This window comes from Pseudomonas fluorescens Q2-87 (assembly GCF_000281895.1).
Taxonomy (GTDB): Bacteria; Pseudomonadota; Gammaproteobacteria; order Pseudomonadales; family Pseudomonadaceae; genus Aquipseudomonas; species Aquipseudomonas fluorescens_S.
The window spans coordinates 2,155,594-2,178,188 of record NZ_CM001558.1 but is presented as its reverse complement, the minus strand read 5'-3'; the positions used below and the strand labels follow the sequence as shown (position 1 = coordinate 2,178,188).

Below are 22,595 nucleotides of genomic sequence, written 5' to 3'. Positions count from 1 at the left end.
AATTTTGTAAGTATCATATCAACACCGAAGAAATGGTAAGTTAGGTAGCTTCAAAGCCACGAGGTGTAGTGAACCACTCACGCGTCAATTTAGCTCAAGAGATCTCAAGCGTTTTATGATCATAACCGAGCACAAACTTCTTTGAGCCTAGTTTATAAAAGTACTGGTTATTCAGAGGAATCTTTCCAAGCTTGGTGGTGTAAACATACTGTGGGACACTGAAACCAGTTTCATAACCGTGCAACTGTTCCATAATCTCAAGCCCTTTTTCAATCGACGTCCTAAAGTGCGACACGCCTTGAACATTGTCCGCGTGATAAAGATAATAAGGTCTTACCCTGCCTTTCACTAACATCCGGTTCAGCGTTCTAAGAGTTTCAACGTCGTCATTAACTCCACGCAACAGCACTGTCTGGTTTTGCACCGGTATCCCGTGGGAAAGGAGTTTATCTACCGCGCTTAAGGCCTCAGGAGTCACTTCTACGGGATGATTGAAATGAGTGCTAAACCAGATCGATCTGAATTCAGACAACATCTTACAAAAATCATCTGTTATCCGCTGCGGGAGAAAAACCGGATATCGTGAGCCAATTCGTACAAAATCGACGTGGGGGATTGCATTGAGCCTAGATATAATACTATGCAGAAGCTTATCTGAAAGAATTAGCGGGTCGCCTCCGGTGAGTAATACGTCGCTGATATTTTTGTTATTCGCGATGTACTCTATGTCTTGATCATATGAAGCGGGAAGTTCTTTGTTGTAATAAGTACCTGACTTATCAGTTGTATGAAATTTTCTAGTACAATGCCTACAGTAAACTGGACATGTATCCGAAACTAGGAATATGACCCGGTTTGGATATTTATGTACGACGCGCCTGGTTTTCATGTAAGCCATATCACCAACCGGATCTACTTCTTCCTGCTGATTGCTCTCTTCAACTTCTTTTGGGTGGGGTATGCTTTGCAGCCTAATCGGACAATTCTCATTGGTCTCATCCATCAGTGATGCATAATAGGGAGTAATCATCCACTTATACTGGCTCTCTGTTTGCTCAATCCCCCTCAACTCCGTTTCACTGAGATTCACCCAGGTTTCCAGCTGAGACTTGGTGCGGATGGCATTCTTCATCTGGAACTTGTAGTCACCCCATTGGTCGGAAGAAAGTAAATCCTGTTTACTCAGAGTGTCCTTTGCAATAATCATTTTATTATCCTTGGATGGCAGGGTGACTGATAAGATTTTTGTCAATATCTGCAGTTTTTGAGGTCGTCCATCCGCCGCTATGATAGTCGAGACCTTGTATCTTATATCGACTATTTGGAAGCCCAAAGCCGAACTCTTGGAATATCAAAGCAGCATTATTAACTGCATCATCTTCTAGCGGAAATGGCTTGTAATCCAGGCTCTGATTCATGGATTGAAGTACGTCAAATATGAGTCCGCCTATACCTGACCCTTCTGACATTCTCATTTTTGGTCGCCGAGTGATATAATCTGGTAATTCGAGAGAGAAGGCGTCTCTAAGCAAAGCTTTCGTAAAATCATCTCTTACATGAAATTCCATTGGTAACGAGATTATAAAATCGAAAAGATCTTTATCAAGAAACGGCACACGGCATTCCACCGTATTGAACATGCTCATTCTATCCACACGTTGTAGATCAGTTCGATACAAGTTCCTAACCTTATGTAATTGAAGTGCACGACGGTCACTGACCCCTTGAAAGAAGTCATAACCAGCAAATAGCTCGTCACTTCCATCTCCAGATAAAGCTATACGTATGCCGTCTTCTTTCATCCGGGAGAAAGCAGCATTTATAGTTAATGCGTCAGTTATATCCACAGGCTCAAACTGCTCAGACACGTATATGTGTGTTCTAATAGATTGCATGAGGTCTGCGCGATCAACATCACAAACAACTATTTTTATGCCGAGTTCTTTGCATAGTCTCTGAGCGAATACTACGTCAGATGAGCCAGGCACGCCTACCGTGTACGCGGTGACGTTATTATGATATAGGTTAGCAAGATAAAGAATAATCGCGCTGTCTAGCCCGCCAGAGAAAACTACTCCAACCGGAAGATCCGTATTAACTTGGCGTTTTACCGAAAGGTGCAGTAACTCGTTGCATTTAGCTACCGCGGACTTGCAATCAAATTTCAGCTCTATGCTTTCGCTAATTAAATAATATGCTTTTTGTTGACCATCCTCCCAATAATATCCGGGGAGAATTTCTTGTGTCTTGTTGCTCAGCCCAATCAGTGCTTTCAGTTCCGATGCGAAATAGAGGACGGATCCCACTTGAGCCCAGTATAGAGGCTTTACGCCCAACCGATCCCTCGCAGCAAAAACAGTGTTGTCTTCCGGTGAGTAGATAATAAAGGCGAATATTCCATTGAACCGGCTCAGACAAGACCTTCCCCAGTGAATATAGGCTCTAAGAACCAGCTCAGTATCTGAGCAGCCTAAAAACTCCACTCGTTGCGATAATAAAATCAATCGCAATTCATCGAGATTATAAATCTCGCCATTAAATATAATTGCGTGGCCAGAAATTTTATCTATGAACGGTTGATTATTTTCTTCTCTCTCCACGATAGGCAAGCGATTGGTACCAATGGCAGCATTAGAAAATATAAAACGCTCTCCAAATCTTTCAGCCGCGCCTCTATGAGAGATTCTCCCCAACATTTCTAATAAAGTAGCCTCAATGTCGCGCCGTCCATCAGAACTAGTAGACGTTTCAAATATTGCAGCTATCCCACACATCTAGCACTCCCCCATTAATTTGTCTTCGCTATATTCAGATACTTCGATTTCAATATTTTTCTCATACTTTTTATGGAAGTTAAGTATCTCATCTATGGACGTTGCCCTCACCCACAACTTAGCGATATAAGCTTCTTCGTTCTCTACATCGAAGAATCCATCTTTGTGCCCGTTAGTAGTAGGCAGTACCTGCGATAAAATCTCACATGCAGAATCAATTTCTGGGAGTTTTATAGCTTTGATGTAGCCTGAGCGATTTGGATAGAATAGGAGCATCGCGTATACGGCGTCCTCAGGCAAGATCGGAAGGTCATCCCCCAAATAATGCCCTATGGTCACTGGCTTATTTGTTAGGTAATTTACGTTTAAAGAATACGCATCACATGAGCACAAATCCTTAAGAGCTTCGTCCACGAAGAACCCACCCAGCCTAGGATTTACCTCAATTACCTGGGGGCCGCCTGGGGATAATTTGAACTCAACGTGTAAAAATCCGTTCTTTATCTTCAGCGCTTTTATAGAATCGCTAATAGCTGATACTATTATCGAAATTTGGTCGTTGGAAAAGCTTTGGGGCGGTGTGACTATGACCTTTTCTAATACCGTATTAGAAGTATTGCTTGTTATCATCTTTTCGAAGATTAGCATCGGGTGAATGCTACCGTCGATAACTAAGCACTCTAAAGAACCTTCAGGCCCCTCGATGAATTCTTCAATTAAAACGGAAACACCCGGAGTATATAGAACTGGGCCTTCCTCTGAAGAGCTAAGCCATTTTTTAGTTCCTGAGAAAGAACATGCTCCAGGTACGTCAGGAAATCTTTGTATGAAGTGATTGTATGCCTTTTCAAGACCCTTCCGGTCATCACATATCGAGACAAACGCCGAGCCGCCTCCATATACTGGCTTCATCACAACGGGAAATATAAGCTCATCAATAGTTTCGAAATCCCCATTGAATAGCCGGAATTTTACTGGCTTAACACCTTTTATATTGCTAAGTTGTGAACGCATTAGGTGCTTATTATTGCAGTTTTCTAGCGGCTCGGCGCTGTAATATTTGAGCCCGCATTTAATAGCGACCTCTTCAACTGCATAGTTGGCGTCCCCACGCGGTGTGACATGCGCCGGGTAACAAAACAGTCCTTTCACGTTGTATATGCGACTTAAACGTTCTATTGCGCAGAGTACTTCGCTAGTTTCAATACTATCAACCAAGACAACTTCGTCACTTTCATCGCTGGACTCCCTGATATTTTTGCTATCTTTTGCGATGATTGTTATGCATCTGATGCCCTCTTTTGCCGCGGCTTGAAAGTGAAGTTTTCTATATAAATATAATGAGGTTGATAGATAATCGTTGTCGATAAAGATTAGTATTTCGGGCTTCATGTGTAGCTCCATGATAATTGGCGTCGTTGTGTAATAAGATAGTGAGCTAACGTATGCACCGTATGCCACCCGGGTATCGGTATAGATCTTTTTGGAATTGCACTAGAAGGTTAATCTCAGCGAGATAATAAATATCTCTACTGGTTCGATCTACTGAAGTTAAATGAGCTATATGGGCAGCTGATCTCGCTCAGAAAAGGCATGACCCAGGACGTTCAGCTTGCGCTCACTCGGGTAGTTCAGCATGACAATCTATTCCCTTAGATTCTTCGCTATGCGCGTTGATTCAACTATTGTGTGAGTTGAATCTCCAGCCCTTCTTGGCCATGGTAGTCATGAAACATTTGCATAATTATTTAGTGCATTAGCTGCGGCTTTATTTTCGGCTCGCATATTTCCCAGATCCCGGGGTGGTCTTTCAGCTCGCTGAAGAAGTTATGTCGGTGATCGAAGACTTCCACCGGAAGGACGATCAGCCAAGGACACGCGTCTTTGGGTGCTTTCAGGCCCGCCGCGTGAGCGATCAGAGGACAGTAAACGATGTGGACGCGCTCTTTTTCAGGCAGGGCATGTTCCTTTGCGAGTTTGTCGAATTGAGTAACCGTCCCCAGTATGTCATCGACAGAAACGAGGCGCCGGACAACTCTTGAAAGTTCACTAAGCGCATCGGACCGGCAGGTCAAGAATCTGGGTATTCCGGCGTACCGTTTGTACTGGCGAATGATTACACCGCCGCTTTTGCCCGCGTCGAACGCGCGACTGCCGTCCACACCAACAATCCGAATCGGAAAGTCGCTGTCGTCGAGTTGCAGCACTTCGAGGAAGTTCTCAATGTCGAGCCGAGGAAAATGGTCAATTTTCCGCAGGTACGTCGGTAATAGGCAGTTGAGCAGATGGTCGATAGAGCTCTCGATGATTATCGCCTGCGAGCGATAGATCAGGCGGTTCAGCATGCATGCCGCCAAGTAGTGCTCTTCATCAGTACGAAAATTTACGATCCAGCGGTCGAGTCTAATTTTGCCGATGCCGGTGATGGCTCTTTTCTCGAGAAGGACGCAAAAACGGTCCAGGACATCCTCAAGCAGGCCATGGTTTACTTCTGGGTCATGAAAAGCCATAGACAATCCTGTGCTATGTAATCATTGCTTTTTCGCGGCCGTGTTCCCTGGCCGGTGCACTCAGACTGTGCAATAGAATTAGACTACATGCGAAACACACAGGCACGCAATACTCCGTTTACATTTTGAAACAAGCCTCCACAGTGCTAGTGTTGCGGTGTATCCCCAGCCTCCCCGACCGGTCCAGCTTATGAGACTGATCATGAAAGGCAAGCGTAAGGCCAAATGTAGGAATTGAAAATAACTGCCACATTTCGGTAACAACCACCCTCTTCTCTAATGATTGTAGTGGTCTAATGAAGCCGGACATCCATTTAGGTGAGAATGCTCGCCAGATCGAGGTGTCTGACCAAACAACGCCGTTCCTTCTTGAATCCAAGCGCGAGGCTGGCGACCTTGTGCTTAAACAAAACTACAGCTACATCGAAGCCAGCCGTTCACTCGGCATTGGTGAGTCGGCATTGCGCCGCTGGGTTGACCAGATTCAGAAAGAACATACAGGCGTCACCCCGCAGAGCAAGGCACTGACTCCGGAACAGCAAAAAATTCAGGAGCTGGAAGCCCGGATTGCTCGGCTTGAGCGAGAGAAATCGATACTAAAAGAGGCTACCGCGCTCTTGATGTCGGAAGATCCCGAGCGTTCGCGCTGATTGACCAGTTGAGCGCACATGAGCCGGTTGATTGACTGTGCAAGGTGTCTGACGTCACTCGCTCGTGCTACTACGCCCAGCGCCCGCGGCGCCGCACGCCCGATGTAGAACGGCTTCGATTGCGTAGTCGCGTCAGTGAGCTGTTCCCGCAAAGTCGCAGCTCTGCGGGCAGTCGCAGAATCCTGTCGCTGATGCGTGAAGACGGTGAGCAACTCGGTCGGTTCAAAGTGCGTAGCTTGATGCGCGAGCTTGATTTAGTCAGTAAACAACCCGTCTCCCATGCCTACAAACGAGCAGCAGTAGAAAAACTGGATATCCCGAACACATTGAACCGCGAGTTCGACGTTCCAGCGCCTAATCAAGCCTGGTGCGGCGATATCACCAACATTTGGGCGCAAGGAAAGTGGCATTACCTAGCTGTCGTCCTGGATCTTTGTACTCGTCGGATCGTGTGCTGAGCGCTGTCGGAAAAGCCAGACGCTGAGCTGGTGATCAAAGCGCTGGATATGGCTTATGAGCAGTGTGGCAGGCCTTCGGATCATCCTAGAAGCGGGGTGTGCGGACCAGCTGCCTGAGCCTTTAATCGGACGCTTCTACCTGGATCTGCAACCTCTGCATCAACTGGACATTGATATCGGAACGGCAGTGATGGAAGTGGCCGAGGGTAGGACACCAGCGCAGGTGCAAAGCGGCATCGACGCTCGACTGGCAGCCTTCAAACTACGCGAGCGCGCCCTCAAATATTTCCAAGCGCGACCGGTCGAGGTTTGGGGTAATGGTCGAAACCATGAAGTGGCCGTCTATAGAGAAGGCACCTCTCCAAGTCTGCTTCAGCCCGCGCCGTGGATGTGGGAAAGCAACGAATGGAACTACATGCTGAACGATGATTGCCCAACGTTTTGCCCCACCAAAGGACGCTGGCATTGGGAGCTTTCCTCCTCGTCCAGCGAAATGCGCCCATTGGCGACTGCGGTTTTATCGGTTTCATCGCCACTTCAAGGCAGTTACCAATCTGAGCCCTTCGCAGTTCCAGAAGCGGGTACGGCTGCTGCAGACCAGGACGCTGATGGTGGCCAATGCGAAGAGTGTCATGGCTGCGGTCTTTGAGGTTGGCTACGAAAGCGCAACTCAGTTCAGTCGAGATTACGCACGATTATTTGGACTTCCTCCTGCAAAAGATGCCGGTAGGATCCTCGGAAATATCAGCGCCGTAAGGCCCTAACCATCTCGCGGTTTAAAAATGAAACGAAGATATTCATGACCGGCAGCTATTGGCCGATTCTGTTGAAAAAGTCGGTTCGCCCAAATGGCCTGAATATTGGACGGTGAAAACGCCTTTTTTGCACGCTGCTACGTGAAATCTGAGCTTGGAAGCCTCTGCCCAAAGTTAAGATTTCAACCTCAGGCGCGTACTTTTCTGCCGTGGCAACCATGGCCGACTTTTTCAACAGAATCGGCCGAAAGCGGCCGGTCCCTAACCGACCGAAGTCGACATCGGCAAGAATCAACGCCTGGTCACTGGACGCACTGATCAAGGTGTTGTCAGTTACCAAAAATGCGTGAGCCTGAAGGGGATCGCAAAGCTGTGACAGAAGCGGCTTACCGCGACTTGAACATCACATTCGCCGAGCCGCCGGAAGACGAGCCCGTGCAATTGATCGGAGTCGCTAACGCCTGGGTGTAAAACCCGCACGTTCACCTTGGAACGGGGTCGCCAGCACATAATGGCATTAAGCCACAAACCAAGCTTCCCCAATCCCCGCGCAACCATTAAGCTCTGCTGCCCCAACGTCCGTCCAAGGGCCGGGGAAAAGGACAACCGAACAGCCAGGAGCAACCATGTCAACTTTCAAAGCCATCGCCGCCGCTATCGCCCTCGCCTCACTCGTGGGGTGCGCGACCAGCCGTTCCGAGGTCGATATCATTGGCCCCGCGCCGCAAGCCAGCACCGCCGGCCAAGGGCAGCAGGTGTACATCAGCGCAGTGGATGAGCGGGTGTTCCAGGTCGATCCCCGCAGCGCCGATATTCCTTCCTTGAAGAACGATGCGGAAGTGAACGATACCAGCGTCACCCAACGGGCCGTCGGCCGCAAACGCAACGGTTATGGCAAAGGGCTGGGCGACGTAGTGCTGCCATCGGGTCGAACCGTGTCGCAACTGGTGGGCAATGCGGTGGCGACAGCCTATCAGCAGGCCGGTTACCAAGTGGTGAGCACACCCACGCCAAGCGCCGCCAATGTGAACGTGCACATCGTCGAATACTGGTCGTGGTTCTCTCCAGGCGCGTTCAGCGTGGCGGTGAACAACAAGGCCCACCTGAAAATCGAAACCCCAGGCGCAGCGCCACTGGAAGTCATTTCCGGCGCACGCGACAGCATGCAACTGGCCACCGACAGCGATTGGAAGAAGATCAACGAACAGGGTCTCAGCGCCATCGTGACCGAGACGGGCAAGCAGTTGGGCAAGCCTAAGCCATAAGGCTCACGCCACTCACCGTGCCGTGGCGGATGCAGTCGCAGCCATCATCGCGACTGCTCCGCCCGCTTGCGACACGCCTCACCAAAAGCCTGGAATATCGCTCGATAATCCGGATTTTCCATCACCTGCCATTCCGGATGCCACTGCACGCCCAAGGCAAACGCCTGGCTGCCTTCCACCGAAAGCCCTTCCACCAACCCATCTTCGGCCACTGCCTCGACCCGCAGGCCCTGCCCCACTCGCGCAATGCCTTGGCCGTGGACAGAATTGACTTCGATCTTCTGCGCCAATCCCAACCGCGTAAGCACCCCACCCGGCTGGACGGTCAAGGCATGAGTGCGGGCGTATTGATCTTCAACGGGTTCGTTGCCCGTAGGTTCGTGCTCGGCGCCTGGTCCATCGAGCTGTTGATCGAGCGTGCCGCCGAAGGCGACGTTCATTTCCTGAAAGCCGCGGCAGATACCCAGCACCGGAACGCCCGCTTCGACCGCCGCGCGCCAGAGCGGCAGCGCCAATTGATCGCGGGCCTCGTCGTGCTCGGTGTCTGGGGGGCTGGGTGGGCCGCCGTAGCAACGGGGGTCGACGTTGGAGGGAGAACCGGTGAAAAGCAGCCCGTCCAGCCCGGCAAGGATGTGGACCGGGTCAAGCAGCGCGGGAAACACCGGCAGGATGACCGGCAATGCTTCGGCCGCGGTGGCGACAGCCTGGGCATATTTGTCGTTGCTGAGCTGGACGGTGTGCGGACCGATTTTGCCTGAGCAGGCAATGACTCCGATCATGGGCAGACGCGATTTGACCCCCGATTTTTTATGGCAGGCGTTTATGGATCGGATTGTGGCGCGGGCTCGGTTGTTCCATTTAGCTGTTGCGCAGGGGCCGCCCGCTCTCAATATTGGCCGACAGTTGCGCGTAGGTCTGGCGCTCTTGCCGCCAGGCTGGCTGCCCTGGTGCAGTGCGCCAAGATTCGCTCAAAGGGCTGTTGTCGACGGTATCGAAACCGAACTGGTCATATAGGCGCCTCACACACTCTACGGCTTCAGGAAAGTTGCTTGAGGCTGCTAAAGCCAAGCGGTCCGGAGAATCGGCAGCCTGCCCCCACAGGTTGATTCTTGGCGCTTGGATGTGCGTGAAGGCCTTGACCACTTTGGAAGTAGGCAGCTGTTCCTGTCGCAGCTCATGAACGGTCTTCACGCCCTCGTCGACGATGGGAAACTGGCCGTCCCTCCAAGCCATATAATTATTCGTGTCGATGACAATTTTCCCTGCAAGCGCTTGCGTCGGCATGTCATTGATCATCTTCAACGCAACGGCTATGACTACAAAATCTCCTGCCTGCGCCGCGCCGATAGCCGTTGAAGCACGTGCTAACGGGCCAAGTTGGTCGACCAACGCCTTTAGTGTCTCTGGGCCCCGGGAGTTGGCGATGACGACTTGGTAGCCGTTCGCAATGGCCGCACGTGCGATGTTGCTGCCCACCTCGCCTGCCCCAATGATGCCGATGGTTGTCATGAGCAAATCTATCTCCGGTGCCAACTACCACTGGAGCTGAGTGATGCCAATCTACATCCTCAAGCTCCGCCATCTTAAAAGCGGTCCGTCACGATTCGGATAACCCCGGGTAGGTCGTGAAGGAGCGCTCACCCTTCCTTACATCTGTATCAACGCCTCGCTTTTATCCCAAAGCTTTTTACCCATCTGCGCATCCAGGGCATACGACCGAACGCCCTCTGCAAACGGAACAGGCGAGTCATTTACCGGGGCTACCGCGCAATCCTCCAGATACCGCCCTCCGATTTCGTCAGCATCGGCCACAACGGCTGCCCAGACTGATGTGGACGCTGCTTGCGCGATACTTTTAAGCTCCGCCGGCGGCAGATTTGCCTGTGAACGTGCATTGCCAACGAAATCGAATAAAGCCTGTAGCTCCTCCGGCGAAAAATGCCGAGGGAGATCAGTCAGGCTGTTACCGGGCATCACCGAGGCCGAACGGATGCCACGGTCTCGATGGCGTCTATCGAACTCGGCAGCAAAAAGAGAGACTGCGGTCTTCGAGCGTCCATAGGCGACAAATGCGTCATAGGCCTGCTGTTCAAAATTAAGGTCTTGGAGGTCAACATCGGCGACTCGGTGGGCCTGTGACGACAGCAAGATAACCCGACCGTTGTCGGCGATTAACGAGTCCAATTGCCGGATCAACGCGAAGTGCCCGAGATAATTGGTCGCGAACTGAACCTCAAAGCCATCGACCGAAAGGCCAAACGGGGTAGCCATCACACCAGCGTTGGCAATGATTGCGTCAAACCGTTTTCCAGTCTTGACCAACCGATCTGCAGCGGCCTTTACACTTCCCAGCGAGGCGAGATCAAGTTCGATCAACTCCAGATCACCCTGTCCCGGCGCGCCTGCATCGCGAATCAAAGCGGTGGCTGACTCGGCGCGATCAAGCGCCCTGGCTGTTCCCACCACACTGGCACCATGGGCGACGAGCGAGCGTGCCGTTTCCAGCCCGATTCCTGATGAGATTCCAGTGACGAGGTATTGCTTGCCGCTAAGATCCACGCCGGCAAGCACATCGTCAGCGGTTGTTTTTGCGTCGAATTTCTTTGTCATGGTGGAGTTCCGTAAAGCTCATTGGAAGATACGTTGCGCTTTGCCCGAAAGACGGCGCCCCGTTGCTGGGTTCAGATGCTCAAACCGCCGGCAATGTCGATCACACCCCCGGTGATGTACGCCCCGTTTGGGCCGGCCAAGAAACACACCAAGGCGGCGACCTCTTCAAGCGAGGCAATCCGGCGAATGGCGTGCAAGTCCAACAGCGCGTCGGGAGCCCCCTCTCCGAGCACTTCAGCCGCCATGTCGGTGGGCATCACGCCGGGCTGGACCACGTTGGAGGTAATGTTGCGAGGGCCCAGATCACGCGCCACGCCCTTGGCGTACCCGGCGATGGCCGCTTTGGTGCCTGCGTAATCGGCAGCACCGGCGAACGGAACGTGGCCACCTAACAGAGAACCGATGAAGATGATCCGTCCACCGTCAGTCAGCAACGGTGCCGCCGCGCGTGTAGTTGCTATGGTTCCCATGACATTGATCTGCCACTGACGATCCAGATTCACAGTATCGAGATCCGGAGCGTCAACGGTCTTGCCCTGTACAGCGATCGCTGCGTTGTTGACCAAGATGTCCAGGCGCCCGAAATGAGCAATTACGGCGTCGACCATCGGTTTGGCCGAGGCCATGTCCGCCTGATCACTCTTGATAGCCAGCGCGCGTACGCCTTTAGCTTGTAACTGCCTGACGACCTCTGCTGCTTTTTCAGCAGACGCCACATAGCTGATTGCAACATCAGCACCCAGTTCGGCCAGTGCCATGGCCGTGGTTGCGCCTAGCCCTCGCGAACCGCCTGTAATAAGTGCCACCTTACCGATCAACGAACGATGCATGAGCGACCACCTTTTGCTGTGAAGAAACACTACCGGGGCGGCGTACATTTTCCATACTGCCCATTACGATAACGATCGTTAGTTAATTTGAGTTTACACAGGCTGTCAACGTATTTAATATCGGTCGTTATGAAAAAAGCCGAGGCCAACTGATGGGGCGACATCGCGAATTCGATCTTGATGCGGTGCTGGATGCCGCCCTTTCCGTCTTCTGGCGCAAAGGGTACGAAGGCGCGTCGTATACCGACCTTACGCAAGCAACGGGCGTTGAACGTCCTGGTCTCTACTCGGCCTTTGGCAACAAGCAGGCCCTGTTTCTGCGGGCGCTCGATCATTACTACACGCACTACCTGGATTTCTTTCAGGCAGCGATGGATCTCCCGACTTCACGGGATGTGGTCGAACACATACTGCGCAGAACGGTGGAGTTGAATACGCGGTTTCCGGATCACCTAGGGTGCTTGGGCATTCATGGAGTCCTGGCTGGCTCCGACGATGCTGAGCCCGTTCGTCAGGCCCTGATAGATGCACGAGCCAACGGTGAAGCGTCATTACGCGAGCGCTTCGAACGCGCGAAGCTTGAAGCCGACTTGCCACAAACAGCCAATAGCGCTGCGCTGGCCGTCTACTTGCTGGCGGTGCTCCACGGCATGGCTGTCCAGGCCAAGGCCGGTTTTAGCAGCGATGTCTTGGAGTTGGTCGTTGACCAGACTTTGGCAACATGGCCTTCCAATGACGGCGTCGCCAAGGTGCGTAAGTCTTCAGAAAAGCAATGAGGCGTTCGGCTGGATTGGCTCGGGCGTGGCGTAAAAATTCTTCGACCCAATGGAAACCTGATTCTCGCAGTCGTATCAGCTAGTTAGCTGTTAAATAAGTGCCATTCGGGACGGATTTATTTCCAGCAAATAAATCTGTCCCCTTTTCACGTATTCCTCTGCGCAGGCGCCGGAAACTGGTCGCATCCCCAGCAGAGCAAGAAGCCCATCCAACAACCTCCCGTCGTCTCGTCACTGGAAACCCCACTGCCCCGTGTCTATTGTTTTTGGCGACAAAATCGCCATTGGAGGCATAGACATGAGCCAGCGTATTTCAACCGCCGCTTCAGCTGTTCGGCATACAGGCATGGTAGCCACGACACTGTGGGGCTCAGACAACGTCGCCGGTATCGCGGTCGATCCGGACGGCACTGTCTGGCTTGGCGCTTACAGTCGGCTGGGACTAGGGGGCGAAGAGGATTCGGGTTTCACCGGCAGTCTGGTCCGGTTCAATGCCGACGGTAGCCTGGACCGCAACTTCAGTGGAGACGGTAAATCCTTGCTCCCTGTGGCGCTCGATATCGAGGACGGCGGTAATGGCGCGGTGCAGCCGGGAGGGGGCTATCTGGTGGCGCAGTATGTGAAGGTAGGCGACGCCTGGGTGTCTGGCGTCAGTCGTACCTTGGCTGATGGCAGCCTCGATACCAGTTTTGGGAACGACGGCACCGCGCTGGTGCCCTTCTACTGGAATGACTCTTTAGGCCAGCAAGCATCGTTCTCTGTCCAACGCGACGGCAGCTTTTTCGCAAGTGCTGCGTATCCCTCTGGGGAGATCTACATTGCCCGCTTCGACGCGACGGGGACCTTGATCTCATCTTTCGCAGAGGCTGGGGTCCTGCACCTACCTGAGTCCATCGGCATTCAACCCAGCGGCACGATCGACGTTTCGTTGCAGGGAGACGGCAAGGTATTGGTCACGGGGCGAGACACCCTGACCCGCCTCAACCCGGACGGCACGCTGGATACCAGCTTTGCGAATGGGGGCAGCCTGGCCCTGAAGGTTCACGCCGACGCCCTCGTGATACAGGACGATGGCAAGATCCTGCTGGCCGGTGCCTCGGGCGGAGTTGCGGTCGTCATCCGACTCAACGACGACGGCTCGCTCGACACCGGTTTCGGTGATCAGGGTGAGGCACGTTGGGGCTCGGAAAGCGCGCCTTTCGCCGTAGCCGATATGATCGTGCTGGCCGACGGCAAGCTATTGATCGGCGGAAGCCAAGGCACCCGCGCGGATGGCTATCTGGCCGCCTTGGTTCAGTTGAACGCCGACGGTAGCCTGGACCACAGCTTCGGCAATCCCGACGACGGCTATTACCATCTCGACGGTGGCCGCGAGGACGACTTTTTGCTAGGTACCGCCTCGTTCGACGATGCGATCGTTGGCGGGGCCGGTGACGATCTGCTCGATGGCCAGCAAGGTCGCGATCTGCTGACGGGCGGCGCCGGGGCCGATACGTTCCGGTATCAGTCAGTCACCGACAGTTACCGGACTGCCACCGAAGCTCATAGCGACCGAATCACCGACTTCGACCCCAGCACTGATACGATCGATCTCTCCTCCCTGGGCTTCCTCGGGTTGGGCAACGGACATGACGGCACGCTTGCGATACGAGTCGATGAAAGCGGGACGAGGACCTACCTCAAGAGTTTCGATGCCAACGCGGATGGGGAGCGCTTCGAATTGGTCTTCGACGGTGACTTGAGCCAAACCCTGAATGAAACCAACATCCTGTTCCAGCAAGCCAGGTTGATGGGCACCGTTGGGACTGATCGTTTACAAGGCAATGCTCGAGGCGAAACCATCGAAGGGTTTGAGGGCGATGATCGCCTTTATGGAGCGCTGGGCAATGATGTATTGGCTGGCGGAGCGGACCGGGACGTATTGGTGGGTGGCGGTAATAACGATGTGTTCCGCTTTGACGAACTGAGCGACAGCTACCGCACCGCCACCGAAAACCATACTGATCGCTTGATTGACTATACGGCCGGGGAAGACGCCATCGATTTGTCTGCCTTGGACTTTACCCGGCTGGGGAATGGTTACAACGGCACGTTGGACGTGGTTGTCAACGAAGCCAAGAACCTGACCTACTTGAAGAGTTACGAAGCCGACGCATCTGGGGCTCGATTCGAGCTGAGCTTGGTAGGGGATCACTCCGGTTACCGTGACTTGAACATCATCTTCGCCGAGCCGCCGGAAGACGAGGTGGTGCAATTGATTGGAGTCGCTAACGACTGGGTGTAGGACGTACTTCCGGTTATTCCTTGCCTTGGGCCGTACCCGAGGCATTGGGGTAGGCAGCCCAGTGGTAAATAGACAGTGTCCTGCTAGCCTCCTTACATAGCCTGCGTGCCGTCCTTGTCGCGCGCCCCTTGATAAGTCTCGTTCTAGAGCGACGAAAATGCGAGATGGCGTATTTAGCTAACGACAGAGGAAAAGGCCATGAAATACCGCTGTCCTGGCTGTGGTTACATCGCAGACTCCTTGCCGCCCAACCCATAGATGTCCTGCATGTGACAAATTTTCCCATGGGTGGCTGAGTTATGACTGGGAAAGCTTTGCTTTAACGAAACGTCGTCATATCGCCTATAACCTGCTGATCATCGGCGCAGTGCTAATCAACTTTCTTACAACGATCACCTCGAAATCAGCCGACGCACGCATGTGGCTGTTCAACTTATTAATTATTCCAGCGGTGTTCAGCTTGTTTTATTGCCGAGAGCGGCTTGGAACAAAATCAACCTATGAGGGGCATAGCGGCAGGTCTATGCGTCCCTGGTTTATCGGTGGCTGGGGTTGACGAGTGGATAACAAATCGCCTCTCCAGTCATTCAAGCAAAGGGCGCATAAAGCTTCTTTCGTAGCTCAAGATAAATTTCAACTCAGTCGCCTCTTCCACTAAACGTACACATTCCTGATCTTGTGCTGCCGCCTGCCTATATCGCTCGTAATCGGCGAGGTTGGCAAAACTGAATAAGCAATACGCAATATTGTTGGCCCCTTCGGCGGGCAGGAAATAGCCGTGATGCTGACCGCCCAAGCGGGTCACCAGTCTGATCCATTGGCGGGAGTAGCGTTCGAACGCATCGACCTGATAGGGGTCGATGACATATTTGACGTGGCAGGTAATCATGGGATCAATCCTTTGAATTCGGGCGGTTGAAAAGTACATTACACCGGGCGCACCACTCTTCAGCTGCGCTCCGGTTCATTGGAAAACGCAGGAGAGGATGACTTGTATCGGCAACCGTCAGGACCAGCGTGAATTTTATGAATTTACGGTAAAGCGCGTCAGCTGGAACGCTCATGCCTGCCCCATCGACTACTCGAATAACGCCGCCCGTCACCCTGGTATCAATCTGTTTCCACTCATACTGCCAGCCTGTTACCCACGAAAAGTCTCGAATTTGATAGTCGCCAGTGGCGCTTTGGCACTGAGCGAGTTTCTTGTTGGAAAGGTCAAAGACGAAAAAGACCGGGCCTGGATAGCCGAGCCGCTGAGTATGGTCAAGGCTCAGTCCTTCCTTTAGGTTGATGGATGTAACAAGCGCTTTTGATCGTCGCTTGCGCCGTATCAGGTGCCATATGGCGACACAAAAAATCGAAACGGAAGCCAGGAAAAGTTGGCGGCCTTCGACGGTAAGCTCTTGGGGCCAATACGTTATGAAGCCCCACAAGAATGCCATCGTCACAAGTCCCGACAACCAAGCGGCGGGAATCACCATACTGTTGGCGAGGCCAGCTCCGAGCGTCCTCAAAGAGCTTTTCATAACCGTATCCAATGTCGTTTATGGGAAAGCTCGCAGGTTATCTCGGATTGGGAGGCTCTAAATGCATTCAATCTGACCGCACGCGTCCTTCCAAAATCTCAAACCCATCATCAGTGGGGGCGTACCCAACAATTTTTCTGCTTTTATCAATCGAGAGGCGCTTATACCTGTTATCTGAGACCCCGTGGATAACATGGAATCCGCTTAGCTCGGCGTCAACGCAACTTTCAAGCAGTGCGACAACATCCCTAAAGCTGATAAAAGCAGCTACGTCCCTGGGGCTGTGGCTTTCACCTTGTTGAAATTCAGCGACATTGGCAATACGGACGGCGATGGTTGTCATGTGACCATCGTTTGCATACATCGAAGCCAGAGCCTCGCCAAACGCTTTGCTGACCCCGTAAAGGTTGCCTGGTTTAGGTGGCATACATTCCTGTATCTGCACATCCGTTGGGTATCCTTCGATAACCTGGGCACTGCTTGCAAATATGAAACGCTTGCAACCTTGTGCCTTTGCGGCGAATAACATGTTGTAAGTGCCCACGATATTCACTGGGAGCAGCGAGGCCATGAAATCGGCGTCCGGGTTAGGGTCAGCCGCTAGATGAATCACGGTGTGTATGCCTTCGCAAGCCTCAAGGCAACTGCCTGGATCCCTGATATCGAGAGAGACACGCTGTGCAGCGTCAGGAAGTGTTGTTACGTCTATATCGGCTAAACGCAAATCCGACTTGTCGTCTTGCGCTGCCCAAAAAGCGCTGCCGATCTTGCCAGCAGCACCTGTAACCAGGATTTTTCGTGTTCTCATTTCAGCATGTCCCTATGATAAAAACCTGACGCCAGCCTCCCAGCCTTGTGGCCGGTTTACAACCTTCGATAAGAACAAACGTCAATTTCAGGCTTGGGGGGATTTATTCTCGACCAGACAGTTTCCACCATCCACGACGATGACTTCACCGGTGATGTAACTGGATTCTGGAGACGCCAGGAACGCAACCGCCGCTGCCACTTCACGGGGGCTGCCTGCCCGACCCATTGGGGTGAAGCGCCCAGCCTCGGCTTCAATGGGTGAGGTTGAGCCGGTCGTAATCCAGCCGGGAGCGACGCTGTTTACGGTAATTCCTTGCTTAGCCACTTCAAGTGCAAGCCCCATGCTCATGCCAACCATCGCGGCCTTGGCGGCGCTATAAGCGGCTTCGCCCGGATTGCTGCACCGGGTGCCTGTGGTGGAACTGATGTGGACGATTCGCCCATAATTTCGCGCCTGCATACCGGGCAGAACGGCTCGGGTTAGAAGAAAAGCCGTAGTCAGGTTTCTAGCCAGTGAAAGATTCCACTCGTGCAGATCCATCGCTGCCAGTTCCGAGAAAGACTCTGGGCTTCCTTGCATGGACATCCCCGCATTGTTCACCAGAATATCCACCTGCCCCCAGACCGACTCTGCCCACTTGCCGAATTCGCGCACCTGAGTTTCATCGGTGAGGTCAGTTGGGCGGCCTTCAACTTCAAACCCTTCGGCGCGTAGCTCGCTGACTCGATCAGCGATGCGGTTACTGCTGGCCGTGACGATCAGCCTCGCCCCAGATGCACCTAGCCTGCGAGCAATTGCCATACCAATCCCAACTTCACTTCCGGCACCACTGATAAGTGCCACGTGTCCTCTCAACCCAGTATTCAACATGGTGTTCCCCACGTACTTGATGTGTAGGAGAGTGGAAGTCAGGCCAACCGAGACAACTGCCCAAACACCCTCACATTTAACAGCATTCAAGCGATCGAGCCTGGCCATACCGTTTCCCCAGTAGACCTTAGCTTAACCACCGAGCAGCAATCATATTCAGCCATGACTTGACGCCTGTTCGGTCCATTAGAGCCCTCATGAATTGGGCGCCCCATCTGCCTGGTGGCCTTCCTTTGGTTTGAACACTAACCTTCCCAACACCCACACAAGGAAGTTGAGGAATCATGACTGGCCGCGAGCAACTCCATCGAGATGGCTACGCCCTGCTCCGTGGCGCGATCCCAGCCGAGTGGTTGGACGATCTTCGGGCCATGTTCGATGCCGGCGTAAGGCCGTCGGATCAATGGCCCGTGCCGCGTGGCATGGACTGGCGTCATTCGATGCTGGACGACGATGCGCGAGTTCAAGCGGTGTGCCGTCTGCCTCAGGTGCTGGCGGTGGCAGGAGAATTGATCGCCGAGCGGTTTTTCCTCTCACAGGTGGAGGGCCGCGAGCCTCTTGCCGGTGGCGGCCACCAGCAACTGCACCGCGACTTATCGGCGCAACGGCCAGGCGACATCGCGATTGCCCTGGCTTTTTTCGACGATTATGGCCCTGGAAACGGCGCGACCCGTCTCGTTCCCGGCAGCCATCGCCCCGAAGCGGGAGCCGCGCCATTGGACTTCAATGACGAGTCACGGACCGTACAACTTGCAGGCTGTGCCGGTGACATCCTGGTGTTCGATGTCGATTTGGTCCATGCGGGTAGCCTGAATACGATGGGCGCTCGCCGACGCTCCATTCTGATCAGCTATTTTTCGGAGTCGTTGTACGCGTCGCATTTGGAAACCGTGAGCTTGAGAAATATTCGCATGGACACGAGCGAGCGGTTCGAGCCTTTGGGTTTTGATTTTGGGGGTTAGCATTCCTTGGGTGGTCTGTCTGTCATGACCGTGCCATCAGGCTTGGAAAAATGGTTTAAGGTGCGCAGCTACGCAATGGACTATTCAAAGGACGCAACGGATGGAAACGGCTTTGTCTCAACTTGGGGAACGCTTGAATAATCGCCGATTCACTGTAGCGAACAATACCCAGGGGCTATCGGGTGCCGGCACGGTCTTTCATTACTTCGTCAACGAAGAGGCCATTACTGGCAACTACCAAGGCGGGCGGATTCGTATAGGAACCCAGATTGGTCGTGTGACTGGCCCAGATACCATCGACCTTCTTTATCAATGCTTGACCACTGACGGTGAGATCCTTGCCGGTTGGTCGCGCGGTACGGTGGGCGCTGACCCAGCAGGCCGCACCACGCTCCACTTCGTCTGGGGTTGGTTGTCCGGCGCGGAGGGCGGTGGCGAATCTGATTATGTCGAGCTTGTGGAATAGTTTCTTATCGGAGGAAAAAGTTGAGCGCCCCCATTGAGCGCCTTTGGAGATTCGAATGTTGACAGGACATCGGTTCGAACGCACTGCGCAGGGTGATCTGCATATTCACTCGCGCAACTTGGTGCATAGCACATTCGTGCTGCTGGCGGGCGCGCTTGCCTTCATCATGCCGCTGGCGTTCGTCGTGTTTGTGTTCGCGGATGGGCTCTCGCTGTTTGCTGATATTCATCCGCTGTCGGCACTGCTGATCGTGCTCGGCCTGCTGTTGATTCCTGCGCTTGGTCTGCTGCTGGTGGTCTACACCGGTATGCGCGAGACGTTGGTGTTGTCACGGATGGACGGCGAAGGCAAGCGCCTCACCCAAAACTTTTTTGGACGCCGCGAGCGCGTGCAATCGGTGTTTAGAATCGATGCTGCCAAATACCTCGAACTGCGCCGCCGTCCTCAGGCTGAGCAAGCCTACACCCAACTGTGGCTGATGATGCGCGATGGCACCGCCCACCGCCTGACGACCAATAACGTTCCGGTAGTGCCGGGAAGTGAACGCACTGACGTGTGGCTGCGTGAGTTGGCCGACTACCTGAACGTGGCGGTGCCCACTGAGGTCGTTGATGATTCGGCGGCTGTTGTGAAGGCTGCCTATAGGCCTGCCCCGTCCCCAGCCAGCGGTAAAGTGGTGAGGGAAGCCAGGCAGCGGCGTCAAAAAGGAGCCACGCCCGAACCTGAACCCACCGAGAAACTCGGTATTCCCACCCGCGCCTTGCTCACGCTGATGGGCACCTTCATGGCGGTGCTTGAGCTGACCCACCTCGTCGCATTGGTGCCTGCTCTGTTTACTGGACGGCTGCGCGTAAGCGGCTTTCGAACGCGCCCGACGACTTTTTACTGGGCCGAGCAACCGCTCAGCTTTTCATTCAACTTTCTGGTGGGCGTAGCCGAGGTGCTGATCATCGGATTCATTGCCTGGGGTTGCCTGCGCACGGCGATCCAAGGCCGGATGAAATTGGCCGCTGTTGGCCATCGCGCAGACTCCTGACAGTGGTCATCAAGACAGGTTTTACCTGCCTTAGGGTCGTTAATAGCGTGGCTTTACTCGGCCTCGGAAAATCCATACCGCTTTACAAACCGACGCTCGTCAACGGCGAAACCTTGCCGCACGTAAAATGCGTGGGCCTCTGTTCGGTGGTCACCGCTGGTTACCTCAACCCGAGTGCAGAGTTGCTTTGTAAAAAACGCATCGGCAGCGGCAACTAGCATCGCCCCTACTCCTTGTCCCCGGTAGTTTTCGTCAATGACTAGCGAGGTAATACGTCCGAGTCTACCTGGCTGATGAAACAGCTCCAGCACGTGTAAGCTTATGACGCCGACAACATTTACACCGTCTTGCGCCAGCAGCACGGTATCGCAAGTACTGGCTCCTAAGATCTCAAGCTTATCTCGGATAAGCCGTGGCGAGGCTTGGTAGCCTAGCTGCCCCAGGAGTTTAGACACCGATTCTGCATCGGTTAGTAAGGCGTTTCGAATTTTCATATTGTCCTCAACAAAGTGAAACCCTCACGTAACGGCCCAACCCACATGAACCCAATCGACCCACTGCCATTCCAACGCATCACCGCCGCCCACGGCAAGCCCGAAGGCGCTACCTATTTCGATGCTGAAGAAAGCATCACTCATGACATCTTCCCTGACCGCATCGTCTTCCAGACCAACTACCTGGACTACCGCAGCTACCAGGTCGATCTCGCCGAAGGTGTTATTCGTGTGCGCAAGACGCAGCTGGATAACTACAAGCGCGGGCATCAGGCGCAGGTGGTCGAGGATGAGATGGATGAAGAAGATTGGGAGGAACTGGACAGCGTATGGCTGCGTTTGAGCCAAGACCTGGACACCCAGGGCCAAGGGCCGCAGCCGGACTTGGCCGATACGCTGGCGGATCTGTTCTATGAACTGTTCGACGAAGAGCAAGCGCAGGCGCTTGTCCAGAACATGCCGGCGCCTGTCGCGCAGTGGGATTGGGCGTGGACTCAGGTGCAGTCGGCGCTTGCCCAGGCCAATCGGCTGGCTGAGTTCGAATGGAAGGAATGGTCTTCCTACGGGGTAAGCGCCGTCAATGCCCTCGCACCGCTACGGCAGTTGGGCCTTGAAATTTCCGAGCCTGATGCCAAGACCATCGATGCCGTCAACCGCGCCAACGATTGGGAGCGAGCGCTGCTTCAGTATTTCAACGGGCAGTTGGAGGCCCATGATTTGAAGTTGTTGGCCATCGGCACGCATTTCGATGAGTACCAGGCCTTCGCTTGCTTGCCCATGAACGGTTTGAGCCTGGTGAATGCGCTGGAGATCATGGGTCGGTTGAGGATCGTCTACAAATATTGAGTAGTCGCTTGCAACCGTCGCAGCAGTACTTGGATTTATCACGCGTTGGGGCCAGTGCCTTCTTTCGGTTAAATCAAAGAGTACGTTTTTTTGTGGCGAGGGAGCTTGCTCCCGCTGGGGCGCGAAGCGGCCCTCAAGCCAGCCGCCTCGGTCATTCAGATACACCGCATGCCCTGTGTGGGGCTGCTGCGCAGCCCAGCGGGAGCAAGCTCCCTCGCCACGGGAATATGTACTTCTCAAGCGAGCAGCATCCTGTAGGAGCGGGCTTGCTCGCGAAGGCGGCAGTCCATCCAACGACGATGCAAGCTGACCCACCGCTATCGCGAGCGAGCTCGCTCCCACATGAGGTTCAGGTCAATTACACCGTGGCGAGGGAGCTTGCTCCCGCTGGGGCGCGAAGCGGCCCTCAAGTCAGCCGACTCGGTCATTCAGATGCACCGCATACCCTGTGTGGGGCTGCTGCGCAGCCCAGCGGGAGCAAGCTCCCTCGCCACGGGAAAGTACTGACCCGTATCGTTTGGTGCGCAGCAAAGCGAAGCCCAGCTATCGGATTTTCGTATAGTCGCTATCGATATCACTCAGTTCTCGTCATCGCCCTCTCTCTCTAATCTGCCCGCCAACGCGATCGATGAAGGTCGCCGCAGATCAAACCGACCTTATGGAGAGAGAAAC

Annotated in this window: 20 protein-coding genes and 2 pseudogenes; 9 read left to right on the top strand and 13 right to left on the bottom strand. The window is 53.6% G+C overall.

The features are described from left to right. Nucleotides 1-94: 94 nt before the first annotated feature. The 4 genes from blsG to PFLQ2_RS27680 all read right to left on the bottom strand — a co-directional run bounded on the left by blsG (nucleotide 95) and on the right by PFLQ2_RS27680 (nucleotide 5,284). The gene (gene blsG / locus PFLQ2_RS17775; RefSeq protein WP_003180288.1) at nucleotides 95-1,207 is read right to left on the bottom strand and encodes an arginine 2,3-aminomutase; all 1,113 of its coding nucleotides are present in this window, start codon (nucleotides 1,205-1,207) and stop codon (nucleotides 95-97) included. 4 nt (nucleotides 1,208-1,211) lie between these two features. Further along, a complete protein-coding gene (locus PFLQ2_RS17780) occupies nucleotides 1,212-2,774 on the bottom strand; it encodes an asparagine synthetase B family protein (RefSeq protein WP_003180286.1) in 1,563 nt (520 codons plus the stop codon). After that, nucleotides 2,775-4,166, bottom strand: a complete 1,392-nt coding sequence (locus tag PFLQ2_RS17785; RefSeq protein WP_003180284.1) for an ATP-grasp domain-containing protein — start codon at nucleotides 4,164-4,166, stop codon at nucleotides 2,775-2,777. A 356-nt stretch (nucleotides 4,167-4,522) separates the two neighbouring features. Continuing rightward, nucleotides 4,523-5,284, bottom strand: coding sequence for a phosphoribosyltransferase-like protein (locus PFLQ2_RS27680; protein WP_033045969.1), 762 nt, complete (start codon nucleotides 5,282-5,284; stop codon nucleotides 4,523-4,525). Between the two features lie 341 nt (nucleotides 5,285-5,625). Between PFLQ2_RS27680 and PFLQ2_RS28715 the strand changes: the two are divergent. The 3 genes and pseudogenes from PFLQ2_RS28715 to PFLQ2_RS17805 all read left to right on the top strand — a co-directional run. Beyond that, a pseudogene (locus tag PFLQ2_RS28715) lies at nucleotides 5,626-6,470 on the top strand (IS3 family transposase); the annotation flags it as partial. Between the two features lie 446 nt (nucleotides 6,471-6,916). Beyond that, nucleotides 6,917-7,156, top strand: a pseudogene (locus PFLQ2_RS28710) (helix-turn-helix domain-containing protein); the annotation flags it as partial. 617 nt (nucleotides 7,157-7,773) lie between these two features. Next, on the top strand, nucleotides 7,774-8,412 hold the full coding sequence (locus PFLQ2_RS17805; RefSeq protein ID WP_003180273.1) for a hypothetical protein: 639 nt from the start codon (nucleotides 7,774-7,776) through the stop codon (nucleotides 8,410-8,412). 44 nt (nucleotides 8,413-8,456) lie between these two features. On the opposite strand, the gene PFLQ2_RS17810 is transcribed toward PFLQ2_RS17805, so the two are convergent. The 4 genes from PFLQ2_RS17810 to PFLQ2_RS17825 all read right to left on the bottom strand — a co-directional run bounded on the left by PFLQ2_RS17810 (nucleotide 8,457) and on the right by PFLQ2_RS17825 (nucleotide 11,852). Further along, a complete protein-coding gene (locus PFLQ2_RS17810) occupies nucleotides 8,457-9,191 on the bottom strand; it encodes a gamma-glutamyl-gamma-aminobutyrate hydrolase family protein (protein ID WP_003180271.1) in 735 nt (244 codons plus the stop codon). Between the two features lie 79 nt (nucleotides 9,192-9,270). Beyond that, nucleotides 9,271-9,921 (bottom strand): NADPH-dependent F420 reductase, encoded by a 651-nt coding sequence (locus tag PFLQ2_RS17815; RefSeq protein WP_003180269.1) that lies wholly within the window; start codon nucleotides 9,919-9,921, stop codon nucleotides 9,271-9,273. A gap of 138 nt (nucleotides 9,922-10,059) precedes the next feature. Continuing rightward, nucleotides 10,060-11,022, bottom strand: a complete 963-nt coding sequence (locus tag PFLQ2_RS17820) for an SDR family NAD(P)-dependent oxidoreductase (protein WP_003180267.1) — start codon at nucleotides 11,020-11,022, stop codon at nucleotides 10,060-10,062. A 71-nt stretch (nucleotides 11,023-11,093) separates the two neighbouring features. Next, entirely contained in the window at nucleotides 11,094-11,852 is a 759-nt protein-coding gene (locus tag PFLQ2_RS17825; RefSeq protein ID WP_003180265.1) for an SDR family NAD(P)-dependent oxidoreductase, read from the bottom strand. Nucleotides 11,853-12,004: 152 nt separating this feature from the next. On the opposite strand from PFLQ2_RS17825, the gene PFLQ2_RS17830 reads away from it, so the two are divergent. Together PFLQ2_RS17830 and PFLQ2_RS17835 are read left to right on the top strand one after the other, a co-directional pair. Continuing rightward, complete coding sequence (locus tag PFLQ2_RS17830) at nucleotides 12,005-12,628, top strand: TetR/AcrR family transcriptional regulator (RefSeq protein WP_003180264.1); 624 nt, start codon at nucleotides 12,005-12,007, stop codon at nucleotides 12,626-12,628. Nucleotides 12,629-12,926: 298 nt separating this feature from the next. Then, nucleotides 12,927-14,912 carry a M10 family metallopeptidase C-terminal domain-containing protein gene (locus tag PFLQ2_RS17835; RefSeq protein WP_003180261.1) on the top strand — a complete coding sequence of 662 codons (1,986 nt, stop codon included), beginning with the start codon at nucleotides 12,927-12,929 and terminating at the stop codon, nucleotides 14,910-14,912. Nucleotides 14,913-15,495: 583 nt separating this feature from the next. On the opposite strand, the gene PFLQ2_RS17840 is transcribed toward PFLQ2_RS17835, so the two are convergent. The 4 genes from PFLQ2_RS17840 to PFLQ2_RS17855 form a co-directional block, all read right to left on the bottom strand. After that, the gene (locus PFLQ2_RS17840; protein WP_003180259.1) at nucleotides 15,496-15,801 is read right to left on the bottom strand and encodes an NIPSNAP family protein; all 306 of its coding nucleotides are present in this window, start codon (nucleotides 15,799-15,801) and stop codon (nucleotides 15,496-15,498) included. A 4-nt stretch (nucleotides 15,802-15,805) separates the two neighbouring features. After that, nucleotides 15,806-16,438 (bottom strand): hypothetical protein, encoded by a 633-nt coding sequence (locus PFLQ2_RS17845; RefSeq protein ID WP_003180257.1) that lies wholly within the window; start codon nucleotides 16,436-16,438, stop codon nucleotides 15,806-15,808. Nucleotides 16,439-16,505: 67 nt separating this feature from the next. After that, complete coding sequence (locus tag PFLQ2_RS17850; RefSeq protein ID WP_003180255.1) at nucleotides 16,506-17,246, bottom strand: NAD-dependent epimerase/dehydratase family protein; 741 nt, start codon at nucleotides 17,244-17,246, stop codon at nucleotides 16,506-16,508. A gap of 87 nt (nucleotides 17,247-17,333) precedes the next feature. After that, nucleotides 17,334-18,119, bottom strand: a complete 786-nt coding sequence (locus tag PFLQ2_RS17855) for an SDR family NAD(P)-dependent oxidoreductase (protein ID WP_003180253.1) — start codon at nucleotides 18,117-18,119, stop codon at nucleotides 17,334-17,336. Between the two features lie 284 nt (nucleotides 18,120-18,403). Between PFLQ2_RS17855 and PFLQ2_RS17860 the strand changes: the two genes are divergently transcribed. The 3 genes from PFLQ2_RS17860 to PFLQ2_RS17870 all read left to right on the top strand — a co-directional run bounded on the left by PFLQ2_RS17860 (nucleotide 18,404) and on the right by PFLQ2_RS17870 (nucleotide 20,583). Next, entirely contained in the window at nucleotides 18,404-19,081 is a 678-nt protein-coding gene (locus PFLQ2_RS17860) for a phytanoyl-CoA dioxygenase family protein (RefSeq protein ID WP_003180251.1), read from the top strand. Between the two features lie 100 nt (nucleotides 19,082-19,181). Then, nucleotides 19,182-19,547, top strand: coding sequence for a hypothetical protein (locus PFLQ2_RS17865; protein WP_003180248.1), 366 nt, complete (start codon nucleotides 19,182-19,184; stop codon nucleotides 19,545-19,547). A 55-nt stretch (nucleotides 19,548-19,602) separates the two neighbouring features. Continuing rightward, nucleotides 19,603-20,583, top strand: a complete 981-nt coding sequence (locus PFLQ2_RS17870; protein ID WP_003180246.1) for a hypothetical protein — start codon at nucleotides 19,603-19,605, stop codon at nucleotides 20,581-20,583. 53 nt (nucleotides 20,584-20,636) lie between these two features. Here the strand turns inward: PFLQ2_RS17870 and PFLQ2_RS17875 are convergent, their stop codons facing one another. Then, the gene (locus PFLQ2_RS17875; protein WP_003180244.1) at nucleotides 20,637-21,077 is read right to left on the bottom strand and encodes a GNAT family N-acetyltransferase; all 441 of its coding nucleotides are present in this window, start codon (nucleotides 21,075-21,077) and stop codon (nucleotides 20,637-20,639) included. A 45-nt stretch (nucleotides 21,078-21,122) separates the two neighbouring features. On the opposite strand from PFLQ2_RS17875, the gene PFLQ2_RS17880 reads away from it, so the two are divergent. Then, the gene (locus tag PFLQ2_RS17880) at nucleotides 21,123-21,923 is read left to right on the top strand and encodes a DUF6630 family protein (RefSeq protein ID WP_003180241.1); all 801 of its coding nucleotides are present in this window, start codon (nucleotides 21,123-21,125) and stop codon (nucleotides 21,921-21,923) included. The last annotated feature ends 672 nt before the right edge of the window (nucleotides 21,924-22,595 follow it).